General features: G+C 71.6%; 24 protein-coding genes and 1 tRNA gene. 16 read left to right on the forward strand and 9 right to left on the reverse strand.

Annotated features, from left to right (window positions below; translation table 11 throughout):
- The first annotated feature begins 33 nt into the window (after positions 1-33).
- Positions 34-333, forward strand: coding sequence for an antibiotic biosynthesis monooxygenase family protein (locus tag ACFQZY_RS13495; RefSeq protein WP_377416593.1), 300 nt, complete (start codon positions 34-36; stop codon positions 331-333).
- 31 nt (positions 334-364) lie between these two features.
- On the opposite strand, the gene ACFQZY_RS13500 is transcribed toward ACFQZY_RS13495, so the two are convergent.
- Entirely contained in the window at positions 365-1,072 is a 708-nt protein-coding gene (locus tag ACFQZY_RS13500; protein WP_377416595.1) for a GntR family transcriptional regulator, read from the reverse strand.
- A gap of 136 nt (positions 1,073-1,208) precedes the next feature.
- On the opposite strand from ACFQZY_RS13500, the gene ACFQZY_RS13505 reads away from it, so the two are divergent.
- The 13 genes from ACFQZY_RS13505 (at position 1,209) to ACFQZY_RS13565 (ending at position 14,945) form a co-directional block, all read left to right on the forward strand.
- A complete protein-coding gene (locus ACFQZY_RS13505) occupies positions 1,209-1,982 on the forward strand; it encodes an SDR family NAD(P)-dependent oxidoreductase (RefSeq protein ID WP_377416597.1) in 774 nt (257 codons plus the stop codon).
- 56 nt (positions 1,983-2,038) lie between these two features.
- A complete protein-coding gene (locus ACFQZY_RS13510) occupies positions 2,039-3,244 on the forward strand; it encodes an ABC transporter substrate-binding protein (protein WP_377416599.1) in 1,206 nt (401 codons plus the stop codon).
- A 39-nt stretch (positions 3,245-3,283) separates the two neighbouring features.
- Complete coding sequence (locus ACFQZY_RS13515) at positions 3,284-4,186, forward strand: branched-chain amino acid ABC transporter permease (RefSeq protein WP_377416601.1); 903 nt, start codon at positions 3,284-3,286, stop codon at positions 4,184-4,186.
- Entirely contained in the window at positions 4,183-5,214 is a 1,032-nt protein-coding gene (locus ACFQZY_RS13520) for a branched-chain amino acid ABC transporter permease (RefSeq protein ID WP_377416603.1), read from the forward strand. The genes ACFQZY_RS13515 and ACFQZY_RS13520 overlap by 4 nt, the downstream gene beginning before the upstream one ends.
- Positions 5,211-5,978: an ABC transporter ATP-binding protein gene (locus tag ACFQZY_RS13525; protein WP_377416605.1), complete on the forward strand. Its 768-nt coding sequence runs from the start codon at positions 5,211-5,213 to the stop codon at positions 5,976-5,978. Before ACFQZY_RS13520 ends, ACFQZY_RS13525 begins: the two co-directional genes overlap by 4 nt.
- On the forward strand, positions 5,971-6,690 hold the full coding sequence (locus tag ACFQZY_RS13530; protein WP_377416607.1) for an ABC transporter ATP-binding protein: 720 nt from the start codon (positions 5,971-5,973) through the stop codon (positions 6,688-6,690). The genes ACFQZY_RS13525 and ACFQZY_RS13530 overlap by 8 nt, the downstream gene beginning before the upstream one ends.
- Positions 6,691-6,712: 22 nt before the next feature.
- Positions 6,713-7,465, forward strand: a complete 753-nt coding sequence (locus ACFQZY_RS13535) for an SDR family NAD(P)-dependent oxidoreductase (RefSeq protein WP_377416609.1) — start codon at positions 6,713-6,715, stop codon at positions 7,463-7,465.
- Between the two features lie 14 nt (positions 7,466-7,479).
- A complete protein-coding gene (locus ACFQZY_RS13540; protein ID WP_377416611.1) occupies positions 7,480-8,211 on the forward strand; it encodes an SDR family NAD(P)-dependent oxidoreductase in 732 nt (243 codons plus the stop codon).
- Positions 8,208-9,983 (forward strand): FAD-dependent oxidoreductase, encoded by a 1,776-nt coding sequence (locus ACFQZY_RS13545; RefSeq protein WP_377416613.1) that lies wholly within the window; start codon positions 8,208-8,210, stop codon positions 9,981-9,983. Before ACFQZY_RS13540 ends, ACFQZY_RS13545 begins: the two co-directional genes overlap by 4 nt.
- Positions 9,984-10,003: 20 nt before the next feature.
- Positions 10,004-10,615, forward strand: coding sequence for a glutathione S-transferase (locus tag ACFQZY_RS13550; RefSeq protein ID WP_377416615.1), 612 nt, complete (start codon positions 10,004-10,006; stop codon positions 10,613-10,615).
- Positions 10,616-10,752: 137 nt separating this feature from the next.
- The gene (gene glpK / locus ACFQZY_RS13555; RefSeq protein ID WP_377416617.1) at positions 10,753-12,255 is read left to right on the forward strand and encodes a glycerol kinase GlpK; all 1,503 of its coding nucleotides are present in this window, start codon (positions 10,753-10,755) and stop codon (positions 12,253-12,255) included.
- Positions 12,243-13,808, forward strand: a complete 1,566-nt coding sequence (locus tag ACFQZY_RS13560; protein WP_377416619.1) for a glycerol-3-phosphate dehydrogenase/oxidase — start codon at positions 12,243-12,245, stop codon at positions 13,806-13,808. The genes glpK and ACFQZY_RS13560 overlap by 13 nt, the downstream gene beginning before the upstream one ends.
- Before the next feature lie 174 nt (positions 13,809-13,982).
- On the forward strand, positions 13,983-14,945 hold the full coding sequence (locus tag ACFQZY_RS13565) for a homocysteine S-methyltransferase family protein (protein WP_377416621.1): 963 nt from the start codon (positions 13,983-13,985) through the stop codon (positions 14,943-14,945).
- Positions 14,946-14,978: 33 nt separating this feature from the next.
- Here ACFQZY_RS13565 and ACFQZY_RS13570 read toward each other — a convergent pair whose 3' ends face one another.
- Positions 14,979-15,197, reverse strand: a complete 219-nt coding sequence (locus tag ACFQZY_RS13570; protein WP_377416623.1) for a YdcH family protein — start codon at positions 15,195-15,197, stop codon at positions 14,979-14,981.
- Positions 15,198-15,478: 281 nt separating this feature from the next.
- Between ACFQZY_RS13570 and ACFQZY_RS13575 the strand changes: the two genes are divergently transcribed.
- Positions 15,479-16,315, forward strand: a complete 837-nt coding sequence (locus tag ACFQZY_RS13575) for a rhodanese-like domain-containing protein (RefSeq protein ID WP_377416625.1) — start codon at positions 15,479-15,481, stop codon at positions 16,313-16,315.
- 42 nt (positions 16,316-16,357) lie between these two features.
- On the opposite strand, the gene ACFQZY_RS13580 is transcribed toward ACFQZY_RS13575, so the two are convergent.
- The 3 genes from ACFQZY_RS13580 to ACFQZY_RS13590 form a co-directional block, all read right to left on the reverse strand.
- Positions 16,358-16,678 carry a DUF4282 domain-containing protein gene (locus ACFQZY_RS13580; protein WP_377416627.1) on the reverse strand — a complete coding sequence of 107 codons (321 nt, stop codon included), beginning with the start codon at positions 16,676-16,678 and terminating at the stop codon, positions 16,358-16,360.
- A 314-nt stretch (positions 16,679-16,992) separates the two neighbouring features.
- Positions 16,993-17,069: transfer RNA gene (locus tag ACFQZY_RS13585), tRNA-Met, on the reverse strand.
- A 12-nt stretch (positions 17,070-17,081) separates the two neighbouring features.
- Positions 17,082-17,648, reverse strand: a complete 567-nt coding sequence (locus ACFQZY_RS13590; protein WP_377416629.1) for a nuclear transport factor 2 family protein — start codon at positions 17,646-17,648, stop codon at positions 17,082-17,084.
- Between the two features lie 106 nt (positions 17,649-17,754).
- Between ACFQZY_RS13590 and ACFQZY_RS13595 the strand changes: the two genes are divergently transcribed.
- On the forward strand, positions 17,755-18,885 hold the full coding sequence (locus tag ACFQZY_RS13595) for a Kelch repeat-containing protein (RefSeq protein ID WP_377416631.1): 1,131 nt from the start codon (positions 17,755-17,757) through the stop codon (positions 18,883-18,885).
- Between the two features lie 27 nt (positions 18,886-18,912).
- On the opposite strand, the gene ACFQZY_RS13600 is transcribed toward ACFQZY_RS13595, so the two are convergent.
- From ACFQZY_RS13600 to ACFQZY_RS13615, 4 genes are all read right to left on the reverse strand, one after another.
- A complete protein-coding gene (locus ACFQZY_RS13600; protein WP_377416633.1) occupies positions 18,913-19,692 on the reverse strand; it encodes an enoyl-CoA hydratase in 780 nt (259 codons plus the stop codon).
- Positions 19,693-19,778: 86 nt separating this feature from the next.
- Positions 19,779-21,014, reverse strand: coding sequence for a DUF3108 domain-containing protein (locus tag ACFQZY_RS13605; RefSeq protein WP_377416635.1), 1,236 nt, complete (start codon positions 21,012-21,014; stop codon positions 19,779-19,781).
- Complete coding sequence (locus ACFQZY_RS13610; protein ID WP_377416637.1) at positions 20,993-22,747, reverse strand: M61 family metallopeptidase; 1,755 nt, start codon at positions 22,745-22,747, stop codon at positions 20,993-20,995. The genes ACFQZY_RS13605 and ACFQZY_RS13610 overlap by 22 nt, the downstream gene beginning before the upstream one ends.
- Positions 22,744-23,463, reverse strand: coding sequence for a DsbC family protein (locus ACFQZY_RS13615; protein WP_377416639.1), 720 nt, complete (start codon positions 23,461-23,463; stop codon positions 22,744-22,746). Before ACFQZY_RS13615 ends, ACFQZY_RS13610 begins: the two co-directional genes overlap by 4 nt.
- Between the last annotated feature and the right edge of the window lie 17 nt (positions 23,464-23,480).

Genomic DNA, 23,480 nt, shown 5'->3' on the forward strand with positions numbered 1-23,480 from the left:
GCCGGCCGCACTCAACCCCAGAGGCAGATTTCCATGATCGTCGAAGTTGCAGATTTCAAGGTCCGGCCCGAGGACGCCGCCGCGTTCTCCGAGGCCATCACCCGCGCCGCCGCCAGCGTGCTGGCCCAGGCCGGCGGCTACCGCCGCCACACCATCCTGGCCTGCCAGGAAACCGCCGGCCGCTTCCTGCTCACGGTGGAGTGGGACACGCTGGAGGACCACACCGTGGGCTTCCGCCAGTCGCCGGCCTTCACCGAGTGGCGCGCCATCATCGGCCCGTTCTTCCTGCAGCCGCCCCACGTCGAGCATTTCGACGTGGTGGCCGCGGCCTGAGGCAGGCCCCTCCACGCGGGCGGCGCGCCCTTCAGGCCGCGGCGGTCGGCGCGGGCACCTGTGCGGCGACCGGGGACTCCGACGCCTGGTAGTTGTCCCGCAGGATCACGCCCGCGTAGTAGACGTGCTCGCGCATCAGCTGCTCGGCGCGCGGGGCATCGCGCTCCAGCACCGCCTCGACGATGCGATGGTGGTCGCCATGCGAGCGCAGGATCACCGCATGTGACACGTCCCACAGCACCAGCCGGTCCGAGGCGTAGGGGATCTGGTGCGCCTGCTCGACGAAGCGGTCCAGCCAGGCATTGCCCGCCGCCGCCATCAGCGTGTCGTGCAGGTCCACGTTCATCTGCTGGTAGGGCGCATGGTCCTCGGGTAGCAGGGCGCCCTTGGCCAGGATGCGGTCGCCCAGCGCCAGGCAGTCCTGCAGCCGCTGCGCCTGCGCCGGCGTGAGGCCCTTCTGCGCCGCGCGCCGGCAGGCCAGCCCCTCCAGCACCGAGCGCACCTCGTAGGCCGCCAGGATCATGTCCAGGTCGAAGGCCCGCACCAGGTAGCCGCGCTTGGCCTGGTAGTCGATCAGCCCCTCGCTGGCCAGGCGCGACAGCGCCGCGCGCACTGGCGTGCGCGACACCCCGAGCAGCGCCGCCGCCGGGATTTCCTCGATGCGCTCCCCAGGCTTGAAACGACCCGCCAGGATCCAGCTGCGCAGCGTCTCGGTGACATGTTCGGAGAGCGTTTCCATGGGGGTGAAGCGTAGCAGGGATACCGGCCATGTGTATACATGTATGTCGGAAATGTCCGAATTTAAGGGTTTACCCGGTCGAATTGAGGGAATCATGTATGCATGATGCCTTCCGTTGTCCTGATCCGGTCTTCCCATGAACTCCTCTTCCCCCTCCTCGCGCCTGGCCCTGGTCACCGGGGGTGGCCGTGGCATCGGCGAGGCGATCTGCCGCCAGCTGGCCCGTGACGGCCTGCGCGTGGTGGTGGCCGACCTCGACGCCGCCAATGCCGCCCGCGTGGCCGATGCGCTGGGCCCGGGCCATGCCGCCTGCGCCGTCGACGTGGCCGACGAGGCCGCCGTCACCCGCCTGTTCGACCAGGTCGAGGCCGCCCACGGCCCGGTCGCGGTACTGGTCAACGTGGCGGGCCTGCTGATCCTGCCGAACGGCGAGCGCCCCCTGATCAAGGACATGAGCCTGGATACCTGGGAGCGCAGCTTCGCCGTCAACGCCCGCGGCGCCTTCCTGTGCAGCCGCGAGTACCTGCGCCGCCGCGAGGCGCTGCCGGTGGCGGGCGGGCGCGTGGTCTTCTTCGGCTCGGTGGCCGCCCAGCTCGGGGGCTACCGCTCCAGCGCCGCCTACATCGGCGCCAAGGCCGCCGTGATGGGCTTCGCCAAGGCCTTCGCCCGCGAATCGGCCCACCTGGGCATCACCGCCAACACCATCGCCCCCGGCCTGATCGACACCGACATGCTGCGCGCCACCGTCACCAGCAGCGGGGCCCTGGCCGCTGCCGCCCAGAACATCCCCCTGGGCCGCATCGGCACGGTGGACGACTGCGCCGCCGCCGTCGCCTACCTGGTCTCGCCCCAGGCCGCCTACATCACCGGCAACGTGATCGACGTCAACGGCGGCTACCGCATGCAGTGACGCCGCGCCATTTCCTCCCGCTCCCTTCCGCACCCATCCCACACAAGGAGACACCGATGAAACTGATGAAACCCCTGGCCCTGGCGCTCGCCCTGTGCGCCGCCGGCCTCGCCCAGGCCCAGCAGGAGCCCGGCCTGACCGACAAGGTCATCAAGATCGGCGCGTTCGCGCCCCTGTCCGGCAACTCCATGGCCTATGGCTTCGACGTGCTCAACGCCGCGAAGATGTACTACGACAAGGTCAACAAGGAAGGCGGTATCCATGGCCGCAAGATCGAGCTGGTCGTCGAGGACGACCGCTGCAACGCCAACGACCTGCTGGCCGCGGTGAAGAAGCTGACCGAGCAGGACAAGGTCTTCCTGCTCAATGGCGGCTCCTGCTCGGGCGCCGTGGTCGGCGCGCGCGAGTACATCGAGCGTGCCCAGATCCCGTACGTGATGCTCAACGCCTCCGGCGACGGCGCGCTGTACCCGCCCTCCAAGTACATCTTCGGCGCCTTCTCCATCTCGCAGCGCGCGGTGGGCGGCTCGATGGTGCAGTTCGCCGCCGAGCACCTCAAGGGCAAGAAGATCGGCTACATCAACCACGACGACGCCTACGGCGGCTGGAACCTCGAGGCCGCCGAGTTCCAGGCCAAGCGGATCGGCGTGGACCTGCAGGTGCAGTCGGTCAACCCGAACCTGACCGACGTCACCGCGCCCATGCTCAAGATCCGCGCCGCCAACCCGGACGTGCTGCTGATCACCACCTACGCCCGCCCGGTCAGCCTGCTGGTGAAGAAGGCCCACGAACTGGGCTGGAACAAGCCCATCGTCATCGCCGTGAACGGCACCGCCGACCTCAAGCAGCTGGTGGAGAACGTGGGCAACAAGGACGCCTTCAAGAACGTCTACCTGCAGGAGGTCATGCTCGACGTGCCCGGCGGCCCCAAGCTGAAGTGGGTCTACGACATGTACAAGCAGTACTACCCGGACCTGGCTGCCAAGCCCGGCTACCCGCAGACCTACATGCCCTATGGCATCCCCTCGGCCATGGCCGTGGTCAACGCGCTCAAGGCCGCCGGCCCGCAGCCGACCCGCGAGAAGGTGCTGACCGCGCTCACGCAGACCAAGTTCGACTCCGGCGTGATGGCCGGCCCGATCGAGCTGACCGCCACCGACCACGCCGGCCAGAAGTCCGCCATCTACCTGAAGTTCGACGGCGAGAACAAGACGCTGGTCCCTGGCAGCTACCGCAGCGCCTGGACCTACCAGCCCAAGTAAGGAAGGAGGGGCCGGGGGCTCGCCCCCGGCCCGCACGACATGAGCTTCAGTGACATCTGGCTGTTCCTCCAGCAGGGCGTGCTGTCCGGGCTGGTGACCGGCAGCGTCTACGCGCTGCTGGCCATTGCCATCGTCTCGGTCTTCAAGACCACCGACGTCCCCAACTTCGCCCAGGGCGAGATCTTCATGATGGGGGGCTACATCGCCCTGTCGCTGCTGCTCATCGCGGGCTGGTCCTATGCGGTGGTGATCCCGGTCACGGTGCTGGCCGTGGCTGCCCTCGGCGCCGTCTTCCAGAAGGTCGTGATGGAGCGCGTCACCCACTCCAAGGGCGTGGGCGTGCAGCTGGTCATCGCCACCCTCGGCCTGGCCTACCTGCTCAAAGGCCTGGTGCGCCAGACCGGCCTGGGCGACACGCCGCGCTCGCTGCCCTCGCTGGTCTCCAACGACCCCATCATCGTGGGCGACGCGGTGCTCACGCACCTGGACCTGGCGATCTTCGCCGTGGCGGTCACCGTCATGGTGCTGCTGTACCTGATGTTCAACCGCACCCGCATCGGCAAGGCCATGCGCGCGGTGGGCATGAACCCCAAGGCGTCCCAGATCGTGGGCATCCGCCTGTCCCGCATCCGCATGATGGTGTGGGCGCTGTCCGGGCTGGTCTCGGCGGTCGCCGCCATCCTCATCACCCCCAAGATCCTGATCACGCCCGACATCGCGCACATCGCCATCCTGGCGTACGCGGCGGCGATCGTCGGCGGGTTCACCAGCCTGCCCGGCGCGGTGCTCGGCGGCCTCATCGTGGGCATCGTGGAGAACCTGGTGGGCCTGTTCGTCTCGACCAACGCCATCGTGGTCGCGCCCTTCCTCCTGATCCTGGTCACCCTGGTGGTGCGCCCGCAGGGCCTGCTGGGCGGCAAGCCGCAGGTGAAGAAAGTATGAAGTCCCTCCCGATCGACAAGGCGGCCCTGGCCGCCGCAGCCGTGGTGCTCGCGGCCCTGCCGTTCACCACCTCCGGCTACGTGCTGTACGTGGTCAACCTGCTCATGGTCTTCGTGGTGCTGGCCCTGGGCATGCACCTGGTGATCGGCGAGACCGGCCAGTTCGCGCTCTCGCACACCGCCTTCTACGGCATCGGCATCTACACCGCCGGCCTGGTGAACACCGCCTGGCACCCGCCCTTCGTGGTGTCCATCCTCGCCGGGGCGCTGCTCTCGGCGGTGCTGGGCTACCTGATCGGACTGCTGGCCCTGCGCATGCGGGACATCTACCTGGCCCTGGCCACCTTCGCCTTCGGCGAGGCGATGCAGTGGGTCTTCCTGAACTGGGACAAGGTCACCGGCGGCTCCAACGGCATGCGCATGCAGCCCGCCGAGCTGTTCGGCCTGAAACTGACCAACGACCTGCAGGCCTACCCCTTCGTCATCGTGCTCACGGCGCTGATGCTGTGGCTCACCGTGGCCCTCTCGCGCTCGCAGTACGGCTCCTCGCTGCGCGCGGTGCGCGAGAGCGACGTGGCCGCCATGGCCATGGGCATCAACGTCAAGCGCATGAAGCAGAGCGCCTTCGCGCTGTCGGCCGCCTATGCGGGCATGGCCGGCGGCATGTACACCCTGTTCACCTCCTTCATCCACCCCGAGAGCCTGGGCTTCCAGACCACCATCCTGGTGCTGACCATGGTGGTGGTGGGCGGTATCGGCTCGGTGCGCGGCGCGGTGCTGGGGGCCATCGCCTTCGGCCTGATCTCCGAGCTGCTGCGCCAGGCGCTGTCGATCCAGGAAATCATCTACGGCGCCATCCTCATGGGATTCATGATGTTCAAGCCCAAGGGCCTGTTCGCGGACCGCCGCGCCAGCGCGCCCGAACCGGTGCGCGCGCCGGCGGCCGCTGCGGCTGCCGCGGCGTTGCCCGCCGCCAGCCCGGCGGCTGCCCGCGCCCCGGCGCAACACGCCGCGGAGGTGACGCCGTGAGCGCTGCCCCCTTCCTCGACATCGACGGCCTGACGGTGCGCTTCGGCGGCCTCACCGCGGTCAATGGCCTGTCGTTCCAGGTGCAGCGCGCGAGCATCCACGCGCTGATCGGCCCCAACGGCGCCGGCAAGTCCACCACCTTCAACTGCATCTCCCGCTACTACACGCCCTCGGCCGGCCGCATCACGCTGGACGGCCAGGACATCACCCGCCTGCCGCCCTCGCGCATGGCCTCGCTGGGCGTGGCCCGCACCTTCCAGAACCTGGAGCTGTTCGGTGAGCTCACCGTCTACGAGAACGTGCTCCTGGGGTGCCACACGCACAGCGCCTCCAGCCTGGGCGGCCTGCTGCGCCGGCCGGGCGCCGATACCCGCGAGCTGGTGGACAGCCTCATCGAGCGCGTGGGCCTGAGCGCCGACCGCGCCACCCGCGCCCGCGAGCTGGACTTCGGCCGCCAGAAGCTGCTGGAGATCGCCCGCGCGCTGGCCATCAAGCCGCGCCTGCTGCTGCTGGACGAGCCGGCCGCCGGCCTGCGCAATCGCGACATCGAGGCGCTGGATCGCCTGCTCACCGAGCTGGCCCGGCAGGACGGCATCACCGTGCTGCTGGTGGAACACGTCATGCAGCTGGTCATGTCCATTTCCGACCGCATCACCGTCATGTCCTTCGGCGAGAAGATCGCCGAGGGCACGCCGCAGGAAGTGGCGGCGGACGAGCGCGTCATCGAAGCCTACCTGGGCAAGGGAGTCACGGCCGATGCCTGAAGCCATGCTGCAAGTCAGCGGCGTGAGCGCCGCCTACGGGCCGATCCAGGCCCTGTCCCATGTGTCCCTGGCCGTGCCCAAGGGCGAGATCGTCGCCCTGCTCGGAAGCAACGGCGCGGGCAAGAGCTCCACGCTCAATGCGATCACGCGCCTGATCCAGCCCACCGCGGGCGAGGTGCGCTTCGACGGCGAGGTGATCTCGCGGCTGCCGTCCGACGAGATCGTGCGCCGCGGCCTGGTGCAGGTTCCCGAGGGCCGCGAGGTGTTCCGCGAGATGAGCGTGCGCGAGAACCTCGAGCTGGGCGCCTACCTGCGCCGCGACCGCGGCGGCATCGCGCAGGACTTCGAGAAGGTCTTCACCCTGTTCCCGCGCCTGCGCGAGCGGGCCGACCAGCGCGCCGCCACCCTGTCGGGCGGCGAGCAGCAGATGCTGGCCATCGGCCGGGCGCTGATGTCGCGCCCGCGCATGGTGCTGTTCGACGAGCCCTCGATGGGCCTGTCGCCCCTGCTGGTGGAACAGATCTTCGCCGCCATCCGCCGCCTGAACCGCGAGGAGGGCATGACCGTGCTGCTGGTGGAGCAGGACGTCCAGCTGGCCCTCACCGTGGCCAGCCACGCCTACATCCTGGAGAACGGCGAGGTGACCGTGCAGGGCCCCTCACGGCAGCTGATGAACGACCCCGCCGTGCGGCGGGCCTACCTCGGCGCCTGACCGGCGCCACCGGAGTCAACCCATGGATCTTCTCAAGGGCAAGCTGGCCCTGGTCACCGGCGCGGCCGGCGGCCTGGGCAGCGCCATCGCCGAGGGCTTCGCGCGCGAGGGCGCGCGGGTCATCGTGGCCGACCTGGACCGCGCCAGGGCGCAGGCCGTGGCGGACCGCATCACCGCCGCCGGCGGCCAGGCCTGGGGCGAAGCGGTCGACGTCACCGACCGCGGCGCGGTCAACGCCTTCGCGCAGGACATCGGCGCGCGCCGCGGCGCCATCGACGTACTGGTGAACAACGCCGGCATCTCCGGCCGCGCCCGCATCGACGATCCGCAGGCCGCCGAGGTCTGGGACCGCATCATCAACGTCAACCTCGAGGGCCTGTTCAACGTGACGCAGGCCTTCGTGCCGGCGCTGAAGTCCACCCGCGGCAGCATCGTCAACCTGTCGTCCATCGTGGCCTTCGTCAGCGGCATCTCCTCGGCCGGCTACGTCGCCTCCAAGGGCGCGGTGCGCTCGCTCACGCAGGTGCTGGCGCGCGACCTCGCGCCCTTCGGCGTGCGCGCCAACGCGGTGGCCCCGGGCCTGATGCTCACCGAGATGGTGAGGCCGCAGCTGGAGGTGCCCGGCGGCACCGACTGGTACATGGACCGCGTGCCGATGGCGCGCGGCGGCGAGCCGCACGAGATCGTCGGCCCGGTGGTCTTCCTGGCCTCGGAGATGGCCAGCTACGTCAATGGCGTGGTGCTGCCGGTGGACGGCGGCTTCCTCGCCGCATGAAGGGAATCGAGAACATGAGCAGCAAACCCCTGGCCCTGGTCACGGGCGGCGCCAGCGGCATGGGCCTGGCGACGGTGGAGCGCCTCGCGCGCGACGGCTTTGCGGTGGTGATGGTCGACCGCGTGGCGGACCTCGCCGAGCGCGAGACGGCGCGCCTGTGCAGCCTGGGCCTGGACGTGCGCTGCGCGGTGGTGGACCTCACCGACGAGGCCGCCGTACGTGCGCTGGTGCGCTCGCTGGGCCCGGTCCGCGCCCTGGTGAACAACGCCGGCGTGTTCGACGAGCGCAAGTTCCTGGAGGTCACCAACGACGACTTCCGCCGCGTCTACGAGGTCAATCTCGTCGCGGTCGCCACGCTCACGCAGGAGGTGGCCCGCACCATGCCCGAGGGCGGGCGCATCGTGAACATCGCCTCGCGCGCCTACCTGGGCGCGAAGAACCACCCGCACTACGTGGCTTCCAAGGCGGCGGTGGTCGGCTACACCCGCGCCAGCGCGATGGAGCTGGCCCCGCGCGGCATCCTGGTCAACGCCATCGCGCCGGGACTGATCGACACCCCCCTGCTGCGCGCGCTCACGCCCGAGCGCATGGCGGCGCAGCTCGCGCTGCAGCCCACCGGCAAGGCCGGCCGGCCGGAGGACATCGCCCACGCGGTCTCCTTCCTCGCCTCGCCCGCCACCGACTTCATCACCGGCCAGGTGCTGTTCCTCGACGGCGGCAAGTCGCTGGGAGGGTCGGCGGCATGAGCGCAGCGCAGGGCGTGGGGGCACCCGCGGGTGCAGCGGCGTGGGACCAGGCGTTCGACCTGGTCGTGGTCGGCGCCGGTGCGGGCGGCATGGCCGCGGCGCTGGCGGCGCGCATCGAGGGCCTCTCGGTGCTGCTGCTGGAAAAGAGCGACCGCATCGGCGGCTCCACCGCCGTCTCCGGCGGCGCGGTGTGGGCGCCCCTGAACTCGCAGACCGCGCAGGCCGGCCACCCCGACACCCGGGAACAGGTGCTGACCTACCTGCGCCACACCGTGGGCGACGCCTCGCCGCAGGACCTGCAGCGCGCCTTCGTCGACTCGGCCTCGCAGGCGGTCGACTACTTTGCCCGCCATACCGAGGTGAAGCTGGCCGCGCGCACCTACTCGCCCGACTACTACCCCGACCGCCCCGGCGCCGCGCTGGGGGGCCGTTCGCTCGACCCGCTGATGTTCGACGGCCGCCTCCTGGGCAAGCGGCAGTTCCGCGAGCTGCGCGACCCGCTGCCGGAGTTCCTGGTGCTGGGCGGGATGATGATCACGATGACCGATGCCAAGCACCTGCTCGCGGTCACGAAGTCCTTCACCTCCTGGCGCGAGGGCATGAAGCTGGTGCTGCGCTACTTCGCCGACCGCCTGGCCGGCTACCACCGCGGCACCCGGCTGGTGCTGGGCAACGCGCTCGCCGCCCGCCTGTTCAAGAGTGTGATCGACCGCGGCATTCCCTACTGGCTGGAGGCCGACACGCAGCGGCTGCTGCACGGCGCGGACGGCGGCGTCGATGGCGTCGAGGTGAGCCACCAGGGCCGCCTGCTGCGCGTGCGCGCGCGCCGCGGCGTGGTGATTGCCACCGGCGGCTTCCCCTGGAGCGAGCCGCTGCGCGCGGCGCAGTACCCGGAGCCCACCGGGCCGTGGTCCATGTCGCCGCAGGGGAACCGCGGCGAGGGCATCGCGCTGGCCCGCGCCGCCGGCGCAGCGCTGGGCGAGGGCCATGCGAGCCCGGCGTTCTGGGCGCCGGTCTCGGTGCTGACGAAGCCCGACGGCAGCGTCACCCGCTACCCGCACCTGGTGTGGGACCGCGCCAAGCCGGGCCTGATGGCGGTGAACGGCGCCGGCCGCCGCTTCGTCAACGAATCCACCTCGTACCACGAGTTCGTGCGCGGCATGTACGCCTCGCACGCCTCGGTGCCCACGGTGCCGGCCTTCCTGGTATGCGACAGCGACTTCATCGAGCGCTGGGGCCTGGGGCTGGCCCTGCCGGGCGGGCGCCCGCGCGAGCACCTGGTGCGCGCCGGCTACCTGCACAAGGCCGACTCGCTGGAGGCCCTGGCCCGCCAGCTGGGCCTGGACCCGGTGGCCCTGCAGGAGTCGGTCGAGCGCTTCAACCGCCTCGCCGCGACCGGCCGCGACGAGGACTTCGGCAAGGGCGGTACCGCGTACAACCGCTACCTCGGCGATCCCGGGCACCAGCCCAACGAGTGCCTGGGGCCGCTGCGCCAGGGCCCTTTCTACGCCGTCAAGGTCTACCCCGGCGACATCGGCACCGCCTGCGGCGTGCGATGCAATGCCGACGCGCAGGCGCTGGACGCCCAGGGCCGCGTGGTCCGCGGGCTGTACGCCGCGGGCAACGACATGCACTCCGTCATGGGCGGCCAGTACCCCGCGCCCGGCATCACCCTGGGCCCCGCGCTCACCTTCGGCTGGCGCGCGGCGATGCATGCGGCGCATGGCGCGGCGACAGCCGCCGCCGCGCCGGCCACCGTGGCCACCGCCTGACCTCACCGAGAATCCACGCGATGAAGATCTACTTCTCCCCCTTCTCCCCCTACGTGCGCAAGTGCCTGGTGGCCGCCCACGAACTGGGCCTGGCCGACCGCCTCGAGCTCCTGCCCTCCAACGCCCACCCGGTGCAGCGCGATCGCCAGATCATCGAGACCAACCCCCTGGGCAAGGTGCCCACCTTCTTCACCGACGACGGCCTGGCGCTGTACGACAGCCGGGTCATCTGCGAGTACCTGGACACGCTGGCCGGCGGCACGCTGTTCCCGCGCTCGGGCCGCGCGCGCTGGCAGGCGCTGACCCTGCAGTCGCTGGGCGACGGCATCCTCGACGCGGCGCTGCTCGCGCGCTACGAGGACGTCGCCCGCCCCGAGGCGATCCGCTGGCCCGAATGGCGCGCCGCGCAGCTGGACAAGGCCGAGACCTCGCTGGCCCACCTGGAGGCGCATCCCGAGCTGCTGGAGGGCCGCGTCGACATCGGCTCGCTGGCGGTGGGCTGTGCGCTGTGGTACCTGGACCTGCGCTTCCCCGACCTCGGCTGGCGCCACCGCTTCCCCGGCGTGGCGGCCTGGTATGCCGGCTTCAGCCAGCGGCCGTCGATGGCCAGCACCTGGGCGCTGCCGGCCTGACGCCTTCCGCGGCTGCGGGGCGCGCGGTGGCGGCCCCTGGTCCGGCCCCGTCCCGATAGCCCGCCCGCACCGCACGCACTATCCTGTGGCCCTGGCCGGCCCGCACCGGGCCGCGCCGCTGCCTCGGCGGGGTGTGCATGCGACATGTTCTTGCGCTCGACCAGGGAACCACCGGCTCCCGGGCCATCGTCTTCGATGAAGCCGGCGAGGCGGTCGCCACCGCCCAGCGCGAGTTCCGGCAGCACTTCCCGCAGCCGGGGTGGGTCGAGCATGACCCGCTGGAGATCTGGGAGAGCCAGCGCGCCGTGGCGCTGCAGGCGCTGGCCGCCCTGCGCGAGGCGCGCGGGGCCGCGCAGGTCGACGCCCTGGCGATCACCAACCAGCGCGAGACCGTGGTGCTGTGGGACCGCCGCACCGGCGAGCCGCTGTGGAACGCCATCGTCTGGCAGGACCGGCGCACGGCCGGCCGCTGCGAGCGCCTCGTCGCCGAGGGCCATGAGGCCGCCATCCGCCGCAAGACCGGGCTGGTGGCCGACGCCTACTTCTCCGCCACCAAGCTGCAGTGGCTGCTCGACACGGTCCCCGGCGCCCGCGAGCGCGCCGGGCGCGGCGAGCTGGCCTGCGGCACCATCGACAGCTGGCTGGTCTGGCGCCTCACGCAGGGCGCCAGCCATGTCACCGACGTCGGCAACGCCTCGCGCACGATGCTGTTCGACATCCACCGCCTCGACTGGGACGACGAGCTGCTGCGCCTGTTCGACATCCCGCGTGAGGTGCTGCCCCGCGTCGTCCCCTCCTGCGGCGTGATCGCGCAGGCCGCCCCCGCGGTGCTGGGGCAGGCCCTGCCCATCGCCGCCATCGCCGGCGACCAGCAGGCCGCGACCTTCGGCCAGGCCTGCTTCGCGCCCGGCCTGGCCAAGAACACCTACGGCACCGGCTGCTTCATGCTGATGAACACCGGGGCGCGGCCGGTGGACAGTCCCAGCCGCCTGCTCGCCACCGCGGGCTGGCAGGCGCAGGACGCGCGCCTGCCCCTGGCCTACTGCCTCGAGGGCTCGGTGTTCGCGGCGGGCGCCACGGTGCAGTGGCTGCGCGACGGGCTGCAGGTGATCGAGTCCTCGCGCGAGGTGGAGGCGCTGGCCGCGCAGGTGGAGGACACCGGCGACGTGTACCTCGTGCCCGCCTTTGCCGGCCTGGGCGCGCCCGACTGGGACGCGCGGGCCCGCGGCGCCCTGGTGGGCCTGACCCGCGGCACCACCCGCGCGCACATCGCCCGCGCCGCGCTGGAGGCCATCGCCCTGCAGGTGGCGGACGTGTTCGACGCCATGGGCCGCGACGCCGGCCTGCCGCTGCGCGAGCTGCGCGTGGACGGTGGCGCCTGCCGCAACGACCTGCTGATGCAGCTGCAGGCGGACATCCTCGGCGTGCCCGTGGTGCGGCCCACCGTCACCGAGAGCACCGCGCGCGGCGCGGCCTTCCTCGCCGGCCTGGCCACCGGCGTGTGGCGCGATGCGGACCAGGTCGCCGGGCTCTGGCGCGTGGACCGCCGCTTCGAGCCCGCCTGGCCGGCCGAGCGCCGCCAGGCGAAGCACCACCGCTGGCGCCAGGCGGTGGACCGGGCGCGGGCATGGGCTCTGTAGGCACGGGCCCGGCCGACCGGGCCCTCCAGCTCGCGCGGCTGTCCTCGCAGGCCTGGGACCTCGCCATCGTCGGCGGCGGGGCCACCGGCCTGGGCCTCGCGCTCGACGCCGTGCTGCGCGGCTACCGCGTCGCCCTGGTCGAGGCCCATGATTTCGCCCAGGGCGCCTCCTCGCGCTCCACCAAGCTGCTGCACGGCGGCGTGCGCTACCTCGCGCAGGGCCGGCTCGGCCTGGTGCGCCAGGCCCTGCGCGAGCGCGCGATCGTGCTGGCCAACGCGCCGGGGCTGTGCCGGCCGCTGTCCTTCGTGGTCCCCGTCTACAGCGGCTGGGACCGGGTGCGCTACGGGCTGGGGCTGTCGGCCTACGCGCTGCTGGCGGGCGCCCGCAGCCTGGGGCCGACACAGTGGCTGGACGCCGGCGAGACCCTGCGCGCGCTGCCCGCGGTGAAGCGCGCCGGTCTGCGGGGCGGCATCCGTTACTGGGACGCGCAGTTCGACGACGCGCCGCTGGCCGTGGCCCTCGCGCGCAGCGCGGCGCGCGAGGGGGCAGTGGTGCTGAACCACCTGGCGGCGCGGGCCTTCGCCTACGAGGACGGGCGGGTGGTCGGGGTGGCGTGTGCCGATGCGCAGACGGGCCGCGGGCACACGCTGCGCGCGCGCTGCGTCGTCAATGCCGCGGGCGCGTGGGCGGATGCGGTGCGGGCCCTCGAGCCGGCCGGCGCCGGCGACGCGTTCGAGGCCCGCCTGCGCCCCAGCCGCGGGTCGCACCTGGTGCTGCCCAGCGAGTGCCTGGCCTCGGACGAGGCGCTGCTGGTGCCCAGCACCCGCGATGGCCGCGTGCTGTTCGCGATCCCGTGGGAAGGGCGGCTGCTCGCCGGGACGACTGACGTGCCCTGTGACGGCCCGCAGGACGCGCCCGAGCCCTCGCCGGACGAGGTCGACTTCATCCTCGGCGAACTGGCGCGCTACCTGGAGCGCCCGCCGGTGCGCGCCGACATCGTGAGCCAGTGGTCGGGCCTGCGTCCGCTGGTGAGGCCGCAGGCCCGGGGCATGGCCAGCGCCTCGATCAGCCGCGAGCACGACATCGCCATCGGCCCGTCGGGGCTGGTCACCGTGACCGGCGGCAAGTGGACCACCTACCGCGTCATCGCCGACGACGTGGTGCGGGCCTGCGTGCGCGCCGGGCTGCTGCAGGCCCGGGGGGACTGCCGCACGGCGGACTACCGCCTCACGGGCGGCGGCGCCGGTCCGGACCTTGGTGCGGACGGGGTCGGCGCGGGGGATGCGCACGACATGGCCGACGTGGTGGATCGCACGGGCGGGGACGCCCTGGGCCCCGGCCTCACCGAGGCCCGCGTGCGCTTCGCGGTGCACCAGGAGTTCGCGCAGACCGTGGAGGACGTGCTCGCGCGGCGGGTGCGCCTGCTGTTCACGGATGCCCGCGCGGCCCTGGCGTGCGCCCCGCGCGTGGCGCAGGTCCTGGCCGCCGAGGGCATCGCCGAGCCGCGCCTGGCGGCCTTCCAGGCGCTGGCGGCGCACTACCTGCCGCGGTGAGGTCCAGGCCTTGCGGATGTCCCGCAGCGGGATGACGGTGTCGCCGTCCTGCGGGATGCTGCCCCGTTGCAGGGCCGGGGCCAGGCGCCACGGCACGGCGCCGTGCCGTGGACAGCCCACCGGGCGAGGCGCAGACTTCGGCAGGTGCCGCCTTCAACGATGGGAGGACTGCCCATGTCGACCTCGCCCCGCCCGCTGCCGCAACTCGCACCGGTTCCCTTCCTCACCGATGGCGGACTCGAGACCACCCTGGTGTTCCGGGAGGGCCTGGAGATCCCGTCGTTCGCGGTCTTCACGTTGCTCCGTTCCCCGCAGGGGCGCGAGGCCCTGCGGCGCTACTACGCTGACTACCTGCAGCTCGCCGTGCAGCATGGTGTCGGCCTCATCCTCGAGGCGCCGACCTGGCGCGCCAACCCGGACTGGGGCTGGAGGCTGGGCTACACGCTCGACGAGCTGGCCGCCGCCAACCGCGAGGGCATGGCCCTGCTGGCGGAGGTGGCGGCGGACACGGTGGCCGCCGGGCAGCCCCGGGTCCTGAGCGGCTGCATCGGGCCCCGGGGTGATGGGTATGTCGCCGGCGGCGTGATGTCGGTGCCCCAGGCACGCGCCTACCACGCGTGGCAGGTTGGCGTGCTGGCCCGCACGCAGGCCGACATGGTCTGCGCCATGACCATGACCAGCGCCGAGGAGGCCGCCGGGGTCGCCCTGGCGGCGAAGGCGCATGGCATGCCCGTCGCGATCTCGTTCACCACCGAGACCGATGGCCGCCTGCCCAGCGGGCAGGCACTGGGCGAAGCCATCCAGCAGGTCGATTCAGCCTCGGACGGCTACCCGGGCTACTACATGGTCAATTGCGCGCATCCCACCCATTTCCGTGAGGCCCTGGCGGGCGCAGGCGCCTGGCTGCAGCGCCTGCGAGGCATCCGCGCCAATGCGTCGCGTCTGAGCCATGCCGAACTCGACGCGGCGCCGGTCCTGGACGACGGCGACCCGGTGGACCTCGCGCAGTCCTATGTGCAATTGCGGCCCCTTCTGCCCGCATTCACCATCATGGGGGGCTGCTGCGGAACCGACACTCGCCACGTCGACGCCATGGCCCGCGCCTTGCGGCCCCTCTTCGGCTCTGTCCCGGGTTGACTGGCAGGGTGAGCCACGCGCGCGGCGTGGATGTCAGTGGCCCGCTGCCTTCTTCAGGAGGGCATACAGGTCGTCCTTGATCCGCAGCTTTTCCTTCTTCAGGGCCTCGATCTCGCCCAGGGCCGAGGGCTCGATGCGCTCCTCCATGTTGCGGATCTTCTGGTCGAGATCGTTGTGCCTGTCGAACAGGCGGGTGAAGTGCTGGTCCCGGTGCTTGAGGGTCGTGATGAGGTCGCGGTATTCGGGAAACATCGGATCACCTTTCAAGGACGGCCCGGATGCAGGGCGCGGGTCGCCCGCGTGGCCAGGTCGCCATCTTGAACCTTGCGGGCCTGCCCGTGCGTTGATGGAAATCAATCGCCGGGACGCGGCGGCAGGGGCTGGGCCTGCGTGGCCCGCGCCCGCGGGCGGCCGTGGCCCGCGGCATGCCCGCAGGCGGAATATCCAAATGAAAAGAAGTTCGAACGTTTGGTATTCATTTTGACCGTGACCCATGGATACTCGCCCGTTCGAATTCTCCCGAGGAAAGAGCCATGTTCTCCCATGTCCTGAAGTGCGTTGCGCTGGCCGGTGCGGCCCTGTGCGCCTCGCTGTCCGTTTCCGCACAGGATGCCGTGAAGCCGGCCTCCGGCCCGCTGGATGGCAACCGCTACATGCACGAGCGCTTCTATGCCGCTGACATCAGCGCCGCCTCGGCCTACCTGCGCTCGCAGCGCACCGGCGCCGGCCGCCTGGCCATCGTCGACGTGCGTGATGCCACCGAGTACCGCAACGGCCACCCCGCCGGCGCCCGCCACATCCCCTACCCGCGCGTCTTCCAGGAGTGCAACGCCAACCCCAAGGCGCCCGGCGACACGGTGCTGCGCTCGGAGGATGGCGGCACCTGCCTCTACGGCACCAAGAGCGGCTCGGTCGTCCGCATGAGTGACGAGGAACTGTTCAAGGCCTTCGAGGCCGCCTACCCGGACAAGAACCAGGCCTTCGCCCTCCTGTGTCGCACGGGCTCGCGCTCGGCCAAGGCGGGCAACGTGCTGTCGAACCCGGAGAAGTACCTGGGCGCCGCCTATGCGGGCCGCGGCTACAAGCAGGTGTTCAACATCTGGGAAGGCTTCGTCGGCATGCCGCTGGTGCCGATCCATCCGGACACCCGCACGGTGATCGGGGCCGAGGGCGGTACGGTGCCGATCACGCTGGAGAACGGCATGCAGGCCGTGGGCTTCAAACCGGCCTACCTGGACCTGGACAAGGACGGCAAGATCACCAACGCCGACCTCGACGGCTGGCGCTACCACCAGGGCCTGCCCTTCGAGCTGACGATGGACAAGGCCCACCTGAACGCGAAGGCCGCGCCGTACTACGAGAAGAACTGATCACGCGCGGGGCAGGGGCCGGGTCATCCGGCCCTGCGCCGCTCACGACTGCTCGAAATGCGCCGCGGTGCGGATCGAGGCGTCGCTCAGGTCGCACAGCATCAGCGAGATCTCGCGGAACAGCCGTGACAGGAAGATCGTCGCCACCGCGATGAACAGGCACACCGCGAGGGTCAGGATCCGGTCGGAGGCCCGACTGGTGAAGATGTTGATCAATCCGCCCACGACCCACAGCGCCGCCAGGGCGAGGCCCAGCAGGTAGGCCATCTGGGTCAGGCTTCGGGAGGCCGGGTACAGGCTTTCCTTGCGCATGCGCACGGCGAAGGTCTGCGGGTCGCAGAAGTCGTCACGCCGCCGGGTCATGGCCCGTTTCAGGGCCGGCCCCGCCACGGGCGCACCCGCGGCGGCTGCCGCTTCGACCCGGCTGTAGATGGCCCCGCACCGGGGGCAGGGCTCCATCGAGTCGCCGCGCGCGGCGTCCTTCACGAAACCGCATTTCAGGCACTTGCGCTCCATCGCACATCCTTTCCGGATCGACTTGTACGGATGGGTAACAAGTTTATCAATCTGATAATGGGTTCGAATTGAATCCCTGGTCCGGAGTCGTCATTTGGTTGACGCGGGCGCGGCGCGGGCCAAAGAAAAAGCCCGCTGTGCGGGCACAGCGGGCTTTGATTTGGTGGCGCTTCACGGACTCGAACCGCGGACCTGTGGATTATGATTCCATCGCTCTAACCGACTGAGCTAAAGCGCCGAGAAAACAAGATTATAGCGGATCTGCGAAGCGGCTTTCCGCGAGGTCGTTCCAGACCTCCTGCCTGCGAATTTTTCCGGACTCCAGCTCGAAGCGGTCGATGAAGCGCACCCCCTCGAAGGGGCGCCCGTCGGGCCACCGGCCCTGCAGCGTGCCGCTGCAGTGGACCACCGTCACATCCCCCTGCCACGACTCCTCGAAGCGCTCGCAGCGCTTCTCCACCGACTGGTAGCGCCCCTTCGCCCACTCGACGAGTTCGTGCAGCCGGTGCATGGCCCGCCCGCCCGGGAACACCATCTCGAAACCCGGCGCGAGCCACTGGGCGGCCGCCTCCAGGTCGCGCCGGCCCATCGCCTCCAGGAAGGCCCGCACCACGGGCGTTGCCTCGGGCACGACCGGGCCGCCCGCCGAGGCGATGCGGCCGTCGCGCCGGTAGGTGGCGGCCTCATGGACGAAGACCGTGGTGCCGGCCTCCGGCGCGAGGACCACGGAGCGGGCGGCCGTGGCCACGCGATCGACCAGGCGCTCGCGCGCATCCGCGGGGTAGCCGGGCAGGAGGGTGATGGCGATGACGGGCATGGCAGAAGAAGTGTCTCGGTGAAGTCCCGCGATGGTGGCACAGCCCCCGCCGCCTATGATGGCCCGCAGCCAGACCCCGGGCTCCACCGGGGCACCAGGAGACTCCATGACCGTCCACCGCCGCCACCTCCTGGCAGCCGGCGCCAGCCTGCTCGCCTCGCCCACCGCCTTCGCGCAGCCGGGCCACGCGGGCCACGCGCCCTCCCTGCCGGCCGCCCCGTCCTCCCCCGAGCCCTATGCCCGCCTGCAGGGCGGCGTGCCGCACCACCTCACGCCCGACCAGGAGGCGCAGCGTTCCTTCGCCAGCCCCGCGCCGGCCGGCGCGCCCGGGCGCTGGGTGCCGCGCGCGGCGCTGCCGATCCCCCGCAGCGAGATGGCCTGGGCCGTCGAGTGGGCCGGGCGGCTGCACGTGATCGGCGGCTACGGCGAAGGCCGCGTCGACCGCGGCTACCACCACATCTACGACCCGCGCGACGACCGCTGGTACCTCGGCGCGGCGCTGCCCCGCGGCGCCAACCATGTCGCGGTGGCCGCAGCGGCCGGGCGCATCTATGCCTTCGGCGGCTTCATCGAGCAGAACCGCAACCCCGACACCCATGCCTACGCCTACGACGTGGCCGCCGACCGCTGGAGCCCGGTGGCACCCTTGCCCCGCCCGCGCGGCGCAGCCGCAGCCGTGGCCCTGGCCGGGAAGATCCACCTGATCGGGGGCGCCTCGGCGCCGACCGAGGAGCGCGCCAGCGTGGGCTGGCACGAGGTCTACGACCCGCAGGCCGACGCCTGGAGCCGCCGCAAGGCGCTGCCCGGCGCGCGTGACCACGTCGGCTGCGTGGCCTGGCAGGGGCGCCTCCATGTGATCGGCGGGCGCTTCAACACCTTCGAATACAACACCGGCCTGCACCACGTGTACCTGCCCGATCGCGACACCTGGGAGCTGCGCGCGCCGCTGCCCACGCCGCGCTCGGGGCATGGGCTGGTGGTCTACCGGGACCGCCTGTTCGCCATGGGCGGCGAGGGCGGCATCATCAACCGGCCGGGGCAGCAGACGGTGTTCGGCCAGATGGAGAGCTACGACCCGGCCAGCGACCGCTGGCAGTCCCACGCGCCCATGCCGACGCCGCGCCACGCGGTGGGCGCGGTGACCATCGGTGACTGGGTCTACGTGGCGGGCGGCGGCGCGGTGCTGGGCGGCTCGGTGCAGTCCGCCGTGCACGAGGCCTTCACGCTCGGGGCCTGAGCGCCGCGGCGCAGCCCCGGCGCCGCGTCAGCGGTGCTTGAATTGCGGCTTGCGCTTGTTCACGAAGGCGTCCATGCCTTCCTTCTGGTCCTCGGTGGCGAAGAGGGCGTGGAACATGCGGCGTTCGAACATCACGCCGTCGGACAGCCCGCCCTCGAAGGCGCGGTTCACCGACTCCTTGGCCGCCATCACCGCCAGCTGCGAGAACTCGCAGATCACCAGCGCGGCGCCGAGCGTTTCCTCCATCAGCTTGTCCAGGGGCACGACGCGGCTCACCAGGCCGGAGCGCTCGGCCTCGGTGGCGTCCATCATGCGGGCTGTGAGAGCCATGTCCATGGCCTTGGACTTGCCCACTGCGCGCGGCAGGCGCTGCGTGCCGCCGGCGCCGGGGATGATGCCCAGCTTGATCTCGGGCTGGCCGAACCTGGCGTTGTCGGCGGCGATGATGAAGTCGCACATCATCGCCAGCTCGCAGCCGCCGCCCAGGGCGAAGCCCGCGACCGCTGCGATCACCGGCTTGCGGATGCTGCGGATGGTTTCCCAGTTGCGGGTGATGTAGTCGCCGCCGTAGGCGTCGGCGAAGGTGTACTTGGCCATGGCGCCGATGTCGGCGCCGGCGGCGAAGGCCTTCTCGCTGCCGGTGATGACCATGCAGCCGATCGCCGGGTCGGCGTCGAAGGCCTGGAGCGCGGCGCCGAGTTCATCCATCAGCTGGCCGTTCAGCGCATTGAGCTGCTTGGGGCGGTTCAACTGGATGATGCCGACCTTGCCGGCTTCGGTGCGCACTTCGATGCATTCGTAGGACATGCCGTCTCCTCGGGGGTAGTTGTCCCGACGACTATACCCAAGGCCCCTTGCATGAAACCTTCGCGGAAGCCGCGCGGCCCGCCGCCTCAGCGCTGCTCGATGACCTCGACGACCAGGTCGATGGTGGCCTCATCGCCCATGGAAAGCCGCACCCGCGCCGGCAGGTACTGCAGGCTCGGCGCGAACCAGAACTCGGCGGTGATGTTGCCGCGCGGCGTGGCCAGCGGCCGCGGCCGCAGCCGCCAGGCCGCGACCTCGCCGAGGCGCGGCGTGCGCAGCAGGTCCTGCGCGACGACGTCGTAGGTCCAGGCGTCCAGGCCGCCGGGGCGCGCCAGCCACACCTCCACGGTGCTGCCCAGCGCCAGGGCCTGCCGGCCCGAGGCGAAACGCTGGCCGAGCTCGACGAACTGGCTCGCCGCATCCTGCACGCTGGCCGGGCGTGGCAGGCTGCGGCCGTCCTGCAGCACCACCTCGGCGTCGGTCATGCGCACGCTGCGCCGGCGGCTGCGGCGCACCTCCTCGTAGGCGCGCGGCACCAGGCCCTGCGCGGTGGCCTCGCCCTGGCTGGTGAGGGTGAGCGTGCCCACCAGGCCGAAGTCGATCACCACCTGCACCTGGTACAGCGGCCCCTGGCGCTGCCACTGCACGCGGGCGTTGCCATGCAGCGGGTTGCCGCGGAAGTCGCCCCGCAGCTGGTAGGTGACGCGGGTGTCGCGCGGCCACGGGTCGGCCGGGGACGGTGGTGCGGCCGGTGCGGCCGCCGGGGTCACCGGGGTCGCCGGGGTCGCCGGGGCCGCCGGGGTCGCCGGGGTCGCAGGGGTCGCAGGGGTCGCAGGGGCCGCGACGGCGGCATCGGGCGAGGCAGCCGGCAGGGCAGAAGGTGCGGCGGCAGGAGCAGGCGCGGCGGCCGGTGTCTCGGGCGCTGCCTGCGCTGACGCGGCCGCATCCAGTGCCGGCTCGGGCGCCGCCTCCTGGGCCGGCGCGGGAGCGGGCGTGGTGGGCGTGGCCGTGCGCGGCACGCTGGGCACGGCGGTGGCCACCTGCAAGGCGCCTTCGCGCTGGGGCGGCTGCGCTGGCGCCGCCTCGGCGTCCGCGTCGCGCGCCGGCGGCGGTGGCGGTGGCGGTGGCGGTGGCGGTGGCGGTGCCTCGGGCGTGAGCACGCGCGTGAACATCGGGTCGGCCACGGCGCGCAGCGCCGAGGGCGTGGCCTGCACGCGGGCCAGCCACTCCAGCCCCAGCAGGTGCAGGGCCAGCACCACCGCGCCCAGCGCGGCGAGCGGGACCGCGGCGCGGCGCGGCGTCAGGCGTGGGCCGCCAGCCATGGCTGCACCCGGGCCGCGTCCTTCACGCCCAGGCGCCAGGTGGTGGCCGCCGCGGGCAGGGTGAGGTCCAGGCGCAGCAGGCGGCGGTCGCGCGCCACCAGGGCGACGAGCTTGCGATGCGCGCCGGCGTAGAGCGTGACGTCGTCGACCTTGGCCAGGCGCCAGCCTTCGCCGGCCACCTCGATGCCAAGCCATTCGTCATTGGGCGCGAAGCCGGCCTGCTCGGCGGCGCCGCCCCGCAAAACGGTCTTGACCAGCACCGTGCCGCCGTTGTCGGCGGTGCGCAGGCCCAGCCGCTGCTGCAGCTGCGCCGGGTCCTGGAAGACGGTGACGCCGTGGCGGGCCAGCAGGTCCTCCAGCGGCAGCTCGCGGGTGCCGTGCACCCAGGCCGCGATCTCGCGCGCGAAGCTGCGCCCGCCCAGTTCCTTGAGCACCGCGGCGAAGTCGGCCTCGGTCATGGGGCCGGCCTTGCAACGCGCCCACAGCGCGCGCATCACCTCATCGAGCGTGGTGTTGCCCTCGGCGCGCAGCGTGAGGTCGAAGCACAGCGCCACCAGCGCGCCCTTGGTGTAGTAGCTGATCGTGGCGTTGGGCGTGTTCTCGTCCTGGCGGTAGTACTTCACCCAGGCGTCGAAGCTGGCCTGCGCCACCGACTGCACCTCGCGGCCGGGCGCCTGCAGCACCTGGTTGACGGTCTTGGTCAGGAGCTTGAGGTAGGTGGCGTCGTCGATCAGGCCGCAGCGTCGCAGCAGCAGGTCGTCGTAGTAGCTGGTGAAGCCCTCGAAGAACCACAGCAGCTGCGTGTAGTTCTCCTGCCCGTAGTCGTAGCGCGCGAACTCGGCGGGCCGCAGCTGCTTCACGTTCCAGGTGTGGAAGTACTCGTGGCTGATCAGCCCCTGCAGCGTGGTGTAGCCGTCGGACGCGCGCGCCTCGCCCGCGCGGGGCAGGTCGCGGCGGCCGCAGATCAGGGCGGTGGAGTTGCGGTGCTCGAGGCCGCCGTAGTTGTCGTCGACCACGTTCAGCATGAACAGGTAGGACTGGAACGGCGGCTTCTTGCGGTCATGCCAGAAGCGGATGCCGGCCTCGCAGATCTTGTGCGTGTCGGCCAGCAGGCGCTCGCCGTCGAAGGAGGGGGGCGCGCCCGCCACCACCAGCCGGTGCGGCACGCCGCCGGCCTTGAACTCGGCGCTCCAGAAGCTGCCCATCTCGACCGGGCAGTCCACCAGCTCGTCGTAGTTCTCGGCGAGGTAGGTGCCGAAGCCGCGCTTGCCCACCTTGTGCGGGGGCAGGCCGGTGGCCGCCTCCCAGGCCGCCACCGGCGAGACCAGCTCCAGCGCGTGCGGCTGCTTCTCCTGGCCGTGCACGCGCAGGCACAGGCTGGTGCCGTTGAAGAAGCCGCGCGAGGCGTCGAGCCAGGCGGTGCGCACCGAGTTGTCGAAGGCGTAGACCTCGTAGGTCAGCACCAGTTCGCCGGAGGCCACGCAGTCGGCCTGCCAGCTGCATTTGTCCACCTGCTGCAGCGGCACGGGCTTGCCGTCCTGGCGCGCCGCGAGCCTTTGCAGGTTCTTGGAGAACTCGCGCACCAGGTAGCTGCCCGGGATCCACACCGGCAGCGACAGGCGCTGCGGCGCGGCGGGCCGGGCGATGGTGAGGGTGACGCGAAAGAGATGGGCGTGCAGGTCGGCCGCTTCGACCTTGTAGTGCAGGGGGGCGGCTGCGGGGGAGGGGCTCACTTCACCTCGGCGAGTTTCTGTTCGACCTGCGCGGCGTTGATCGCGCCCGGAATGCGGCTGCCGTCGGCGAAGACCAGGGTCGGCGTGCCGGTGATGCGCCACTTGCGCCCGAATTCGGTGTTGCGCGTGAGGGCCGCCGTGTCGCAGGTGGCATTGGGCGGCAGCTGCTCGCGCACCATCCAGTCGGTCCAGGCCTTGGCCTTGTCCTTGGCGCACCAGATGTTGCGCGACTTGGTGACCGAGTCCGGCCCGAGGATCGGGTAGAGGAACAGGTGGATGGTGACGTTGTTCACGGCCTGCAGGTCCCGCTCGAAGCGCTTGCAGTAGCCGCAGTTCGGGTCCTCGAAGATCGCGATCTTGCGCTTGCCGTCGCCCCGCACGATGGTGAAGGCATCGGCCACCGGCAGGCTGGCGAAGTCGATCGCCAGCAGCTTCTCCTGGCGCTCCTCGGTCAGGTTCTTGCGGGCCTTGGTGTCGATCAGCGCGCCCTGGATCAGGTAGTTGCCCTGGGCGTCGGTGTAGAACAGGTCGGTGCCCACGCGCACCTCCCACAGGCCGGCCATGGGGGTCTTGCGCACCTCCTCGATGGCGTTGCCCAGTTGCGGGACGCGCTCGGCCAGGTTCTTGCGGATCGCCGCTTCCTGGGCGGATGCCGCCCCGGCCAGGCCGGCGGCGAGCAGGGCGGCGGCGATCAGCCGCCGCGTCGTGTGTGCCATGGTGGCTTTCCTCTCAA

It is taken from the genome of Ramlibacter sp. GCM10027632, from assembly GCF_042675325.1.
GTDB lineage: Bacteria > Pseudomonadota > Gammaproteobacteria > Burkholderiales > Burkholderiaceae_C > Ramlibacter.

Bases quoted from the DNA above. Each gene is read 5' to 3' on its own strand.
- ACFQZY_RS13560 (WP_377416619.1), top strand. From the start codon at position 12,243: ATGGGCTCTGTAGGCACGGGCCCGGCCGACCGGGCCCTCCAGCTCGCG.
- ACFQZY_RS13595 (WP_377416631.1), top strand. From the start codon at position 17,755: ATGACCGTCCACCGCCGCCACCTCCTGGCAGCCGGCGCCAGCCTGCTC.
- ACFQZY_RS13615 (WP_377416639.1), bottom strand. From the start codon at position 23,463: ATGGCACACACGACGCGGCGGCTGATCGCCGCCGCCCTGCTCGCCGCC.
- ACFQZY_RS13495 (WP_377416593.1), top strand. From the start codon at position 34: ATGATCGTCGAAGTTGCAGATTTCAAGGTCCGGCCCGAGGACGCCGCC.
- ACFQZY_RS13545 (WP_377416613.1), top strand. From the start codon at position 8,208: ATGAGCGCAGCGCAGGGCGTGGGGGCACCCGCGGGTGCAGCGGCGTGG.
- ACFQZY_RS13605 (WP_377416635.1), bottom strand. From the start codon at position 21,014: ATGGCTGGCGGCCCACGCCTGACGCCGCGCCGCGCCGCGGTCCCGCTC.
- ACFQZY_RS13580 (WP_377416627.1), bottom strand. From the start codon at position 16,678: ATGACCCGGCGGCGTGACGACTTCTGCGACCCGCAGACCTTCGCCGTG.
- ACFQZY_RS13600 (WP_377416633.1), bottom strand. From the start codon at position 19,692: ATGTCCTACGAATGCATCGAAGTGCGCACCGAAGCCGGCAAGGTCGGC.
- ACFQZY_RS13575 (WP_377416625.1), top strand. From the start codon at position 15,479: ATGTTCTCCCATGTCCTGAAGTGCGTTGCGCTGGCCGGTGCGGCCCTG.
- ACFQZY_RS13590 (WP_377416629.1), bottom strand. From the start codon at position 17,648: ATGCCCGTCATCGCCATCACCCTCCTGCCCGGCTACCCCGCGGATGCG.
- glpK (WP_377416617.1), top strand. From the start codon at position 10,753: ATGCGACATGTTCTTGCGCTCGACCAGGGAACCACCGGCTCCCGGGCC.
- ACFQZY_RS13565 (WP_377416621.1), top strand. From the start codon at position 13,983: ATGTCGACCTCGCCCCGCCCGCTGCCGCAACTCGCACCGGTTCCCTTC.
- ACFQZY_RS13570 (WP_377416623.1), bottom strand. From the start codon at position 15,197: ATGTTTCCCGAATACCGCGACCTCATCACGACCCTCAAGCACCGGGAC.
- ACFQZY_RS13520 (WP_377416603.1), top strand. From the start codon at position 4,183: ATGAAGTCCCTCCCGATCGACAAGGCGGCCCTGGCCGCCGCAGCCGTG.
- ACFQZY_RS13550 (WP_377416615.1), top strand. From the start codon at position 10,004: ATGAAGATCTACTTCTCCCCCTTCTCCCCCTACGTGCGCAAGTGCCTG.
- ACFQZY_RS13500 (WP_377416595.1), bottom strand. From the start codon at position 1,072: ATGGAAACGCTCTCCGAACATGTCACCGAGACGCTGCGCAGCTGGATC.
- ACFQZY_RS13530 (WP_377416607.1), top strand. From the start codon at position 5,971: ATGCCTGAAGCCATGCTGCAAGTCAGCGGCGTGAGCGCCGCCTACGGG.
- ACFQZY_RS13505 (WP_377416597.1), top strand. From the start codon at position 1,209: ATGAACTCCTCTTCCCCCTCCTCGCGCCTGGCCCTGGTCACCGGGGGT.
- ACFQZY_RS13515 (WP_377416601.1), top strand. From the start codon at position 3,284: ATGAGCTTCAGTGACATCTGGCTGTTCCTCCAGCAGGGCGTGCTGTCC.
- ACFQZY_RS13535 (WP_377416609.1), top strand. From the start codon at position 6,713: ATGGATCTTCTCAAGGGCAAGCTGGCCCTGGTCACCGGCGCGGCCGGC.
- ACFQZY_RS13540 (WP_377416611.1), top strand. From the start codon at position 7,480: ATGAGCAGCAAACCCCTGGCCCTGGTCACGGGCGGCGCCAGCGGCATG.
- ACFQZY_RS13510 (WP_377416599.1), top strand. From the start codon at position 2,039: ATGAAACTGATGAAACCCCTGGCCCTGGCGCTCGCCCTGTGCGCCGCC.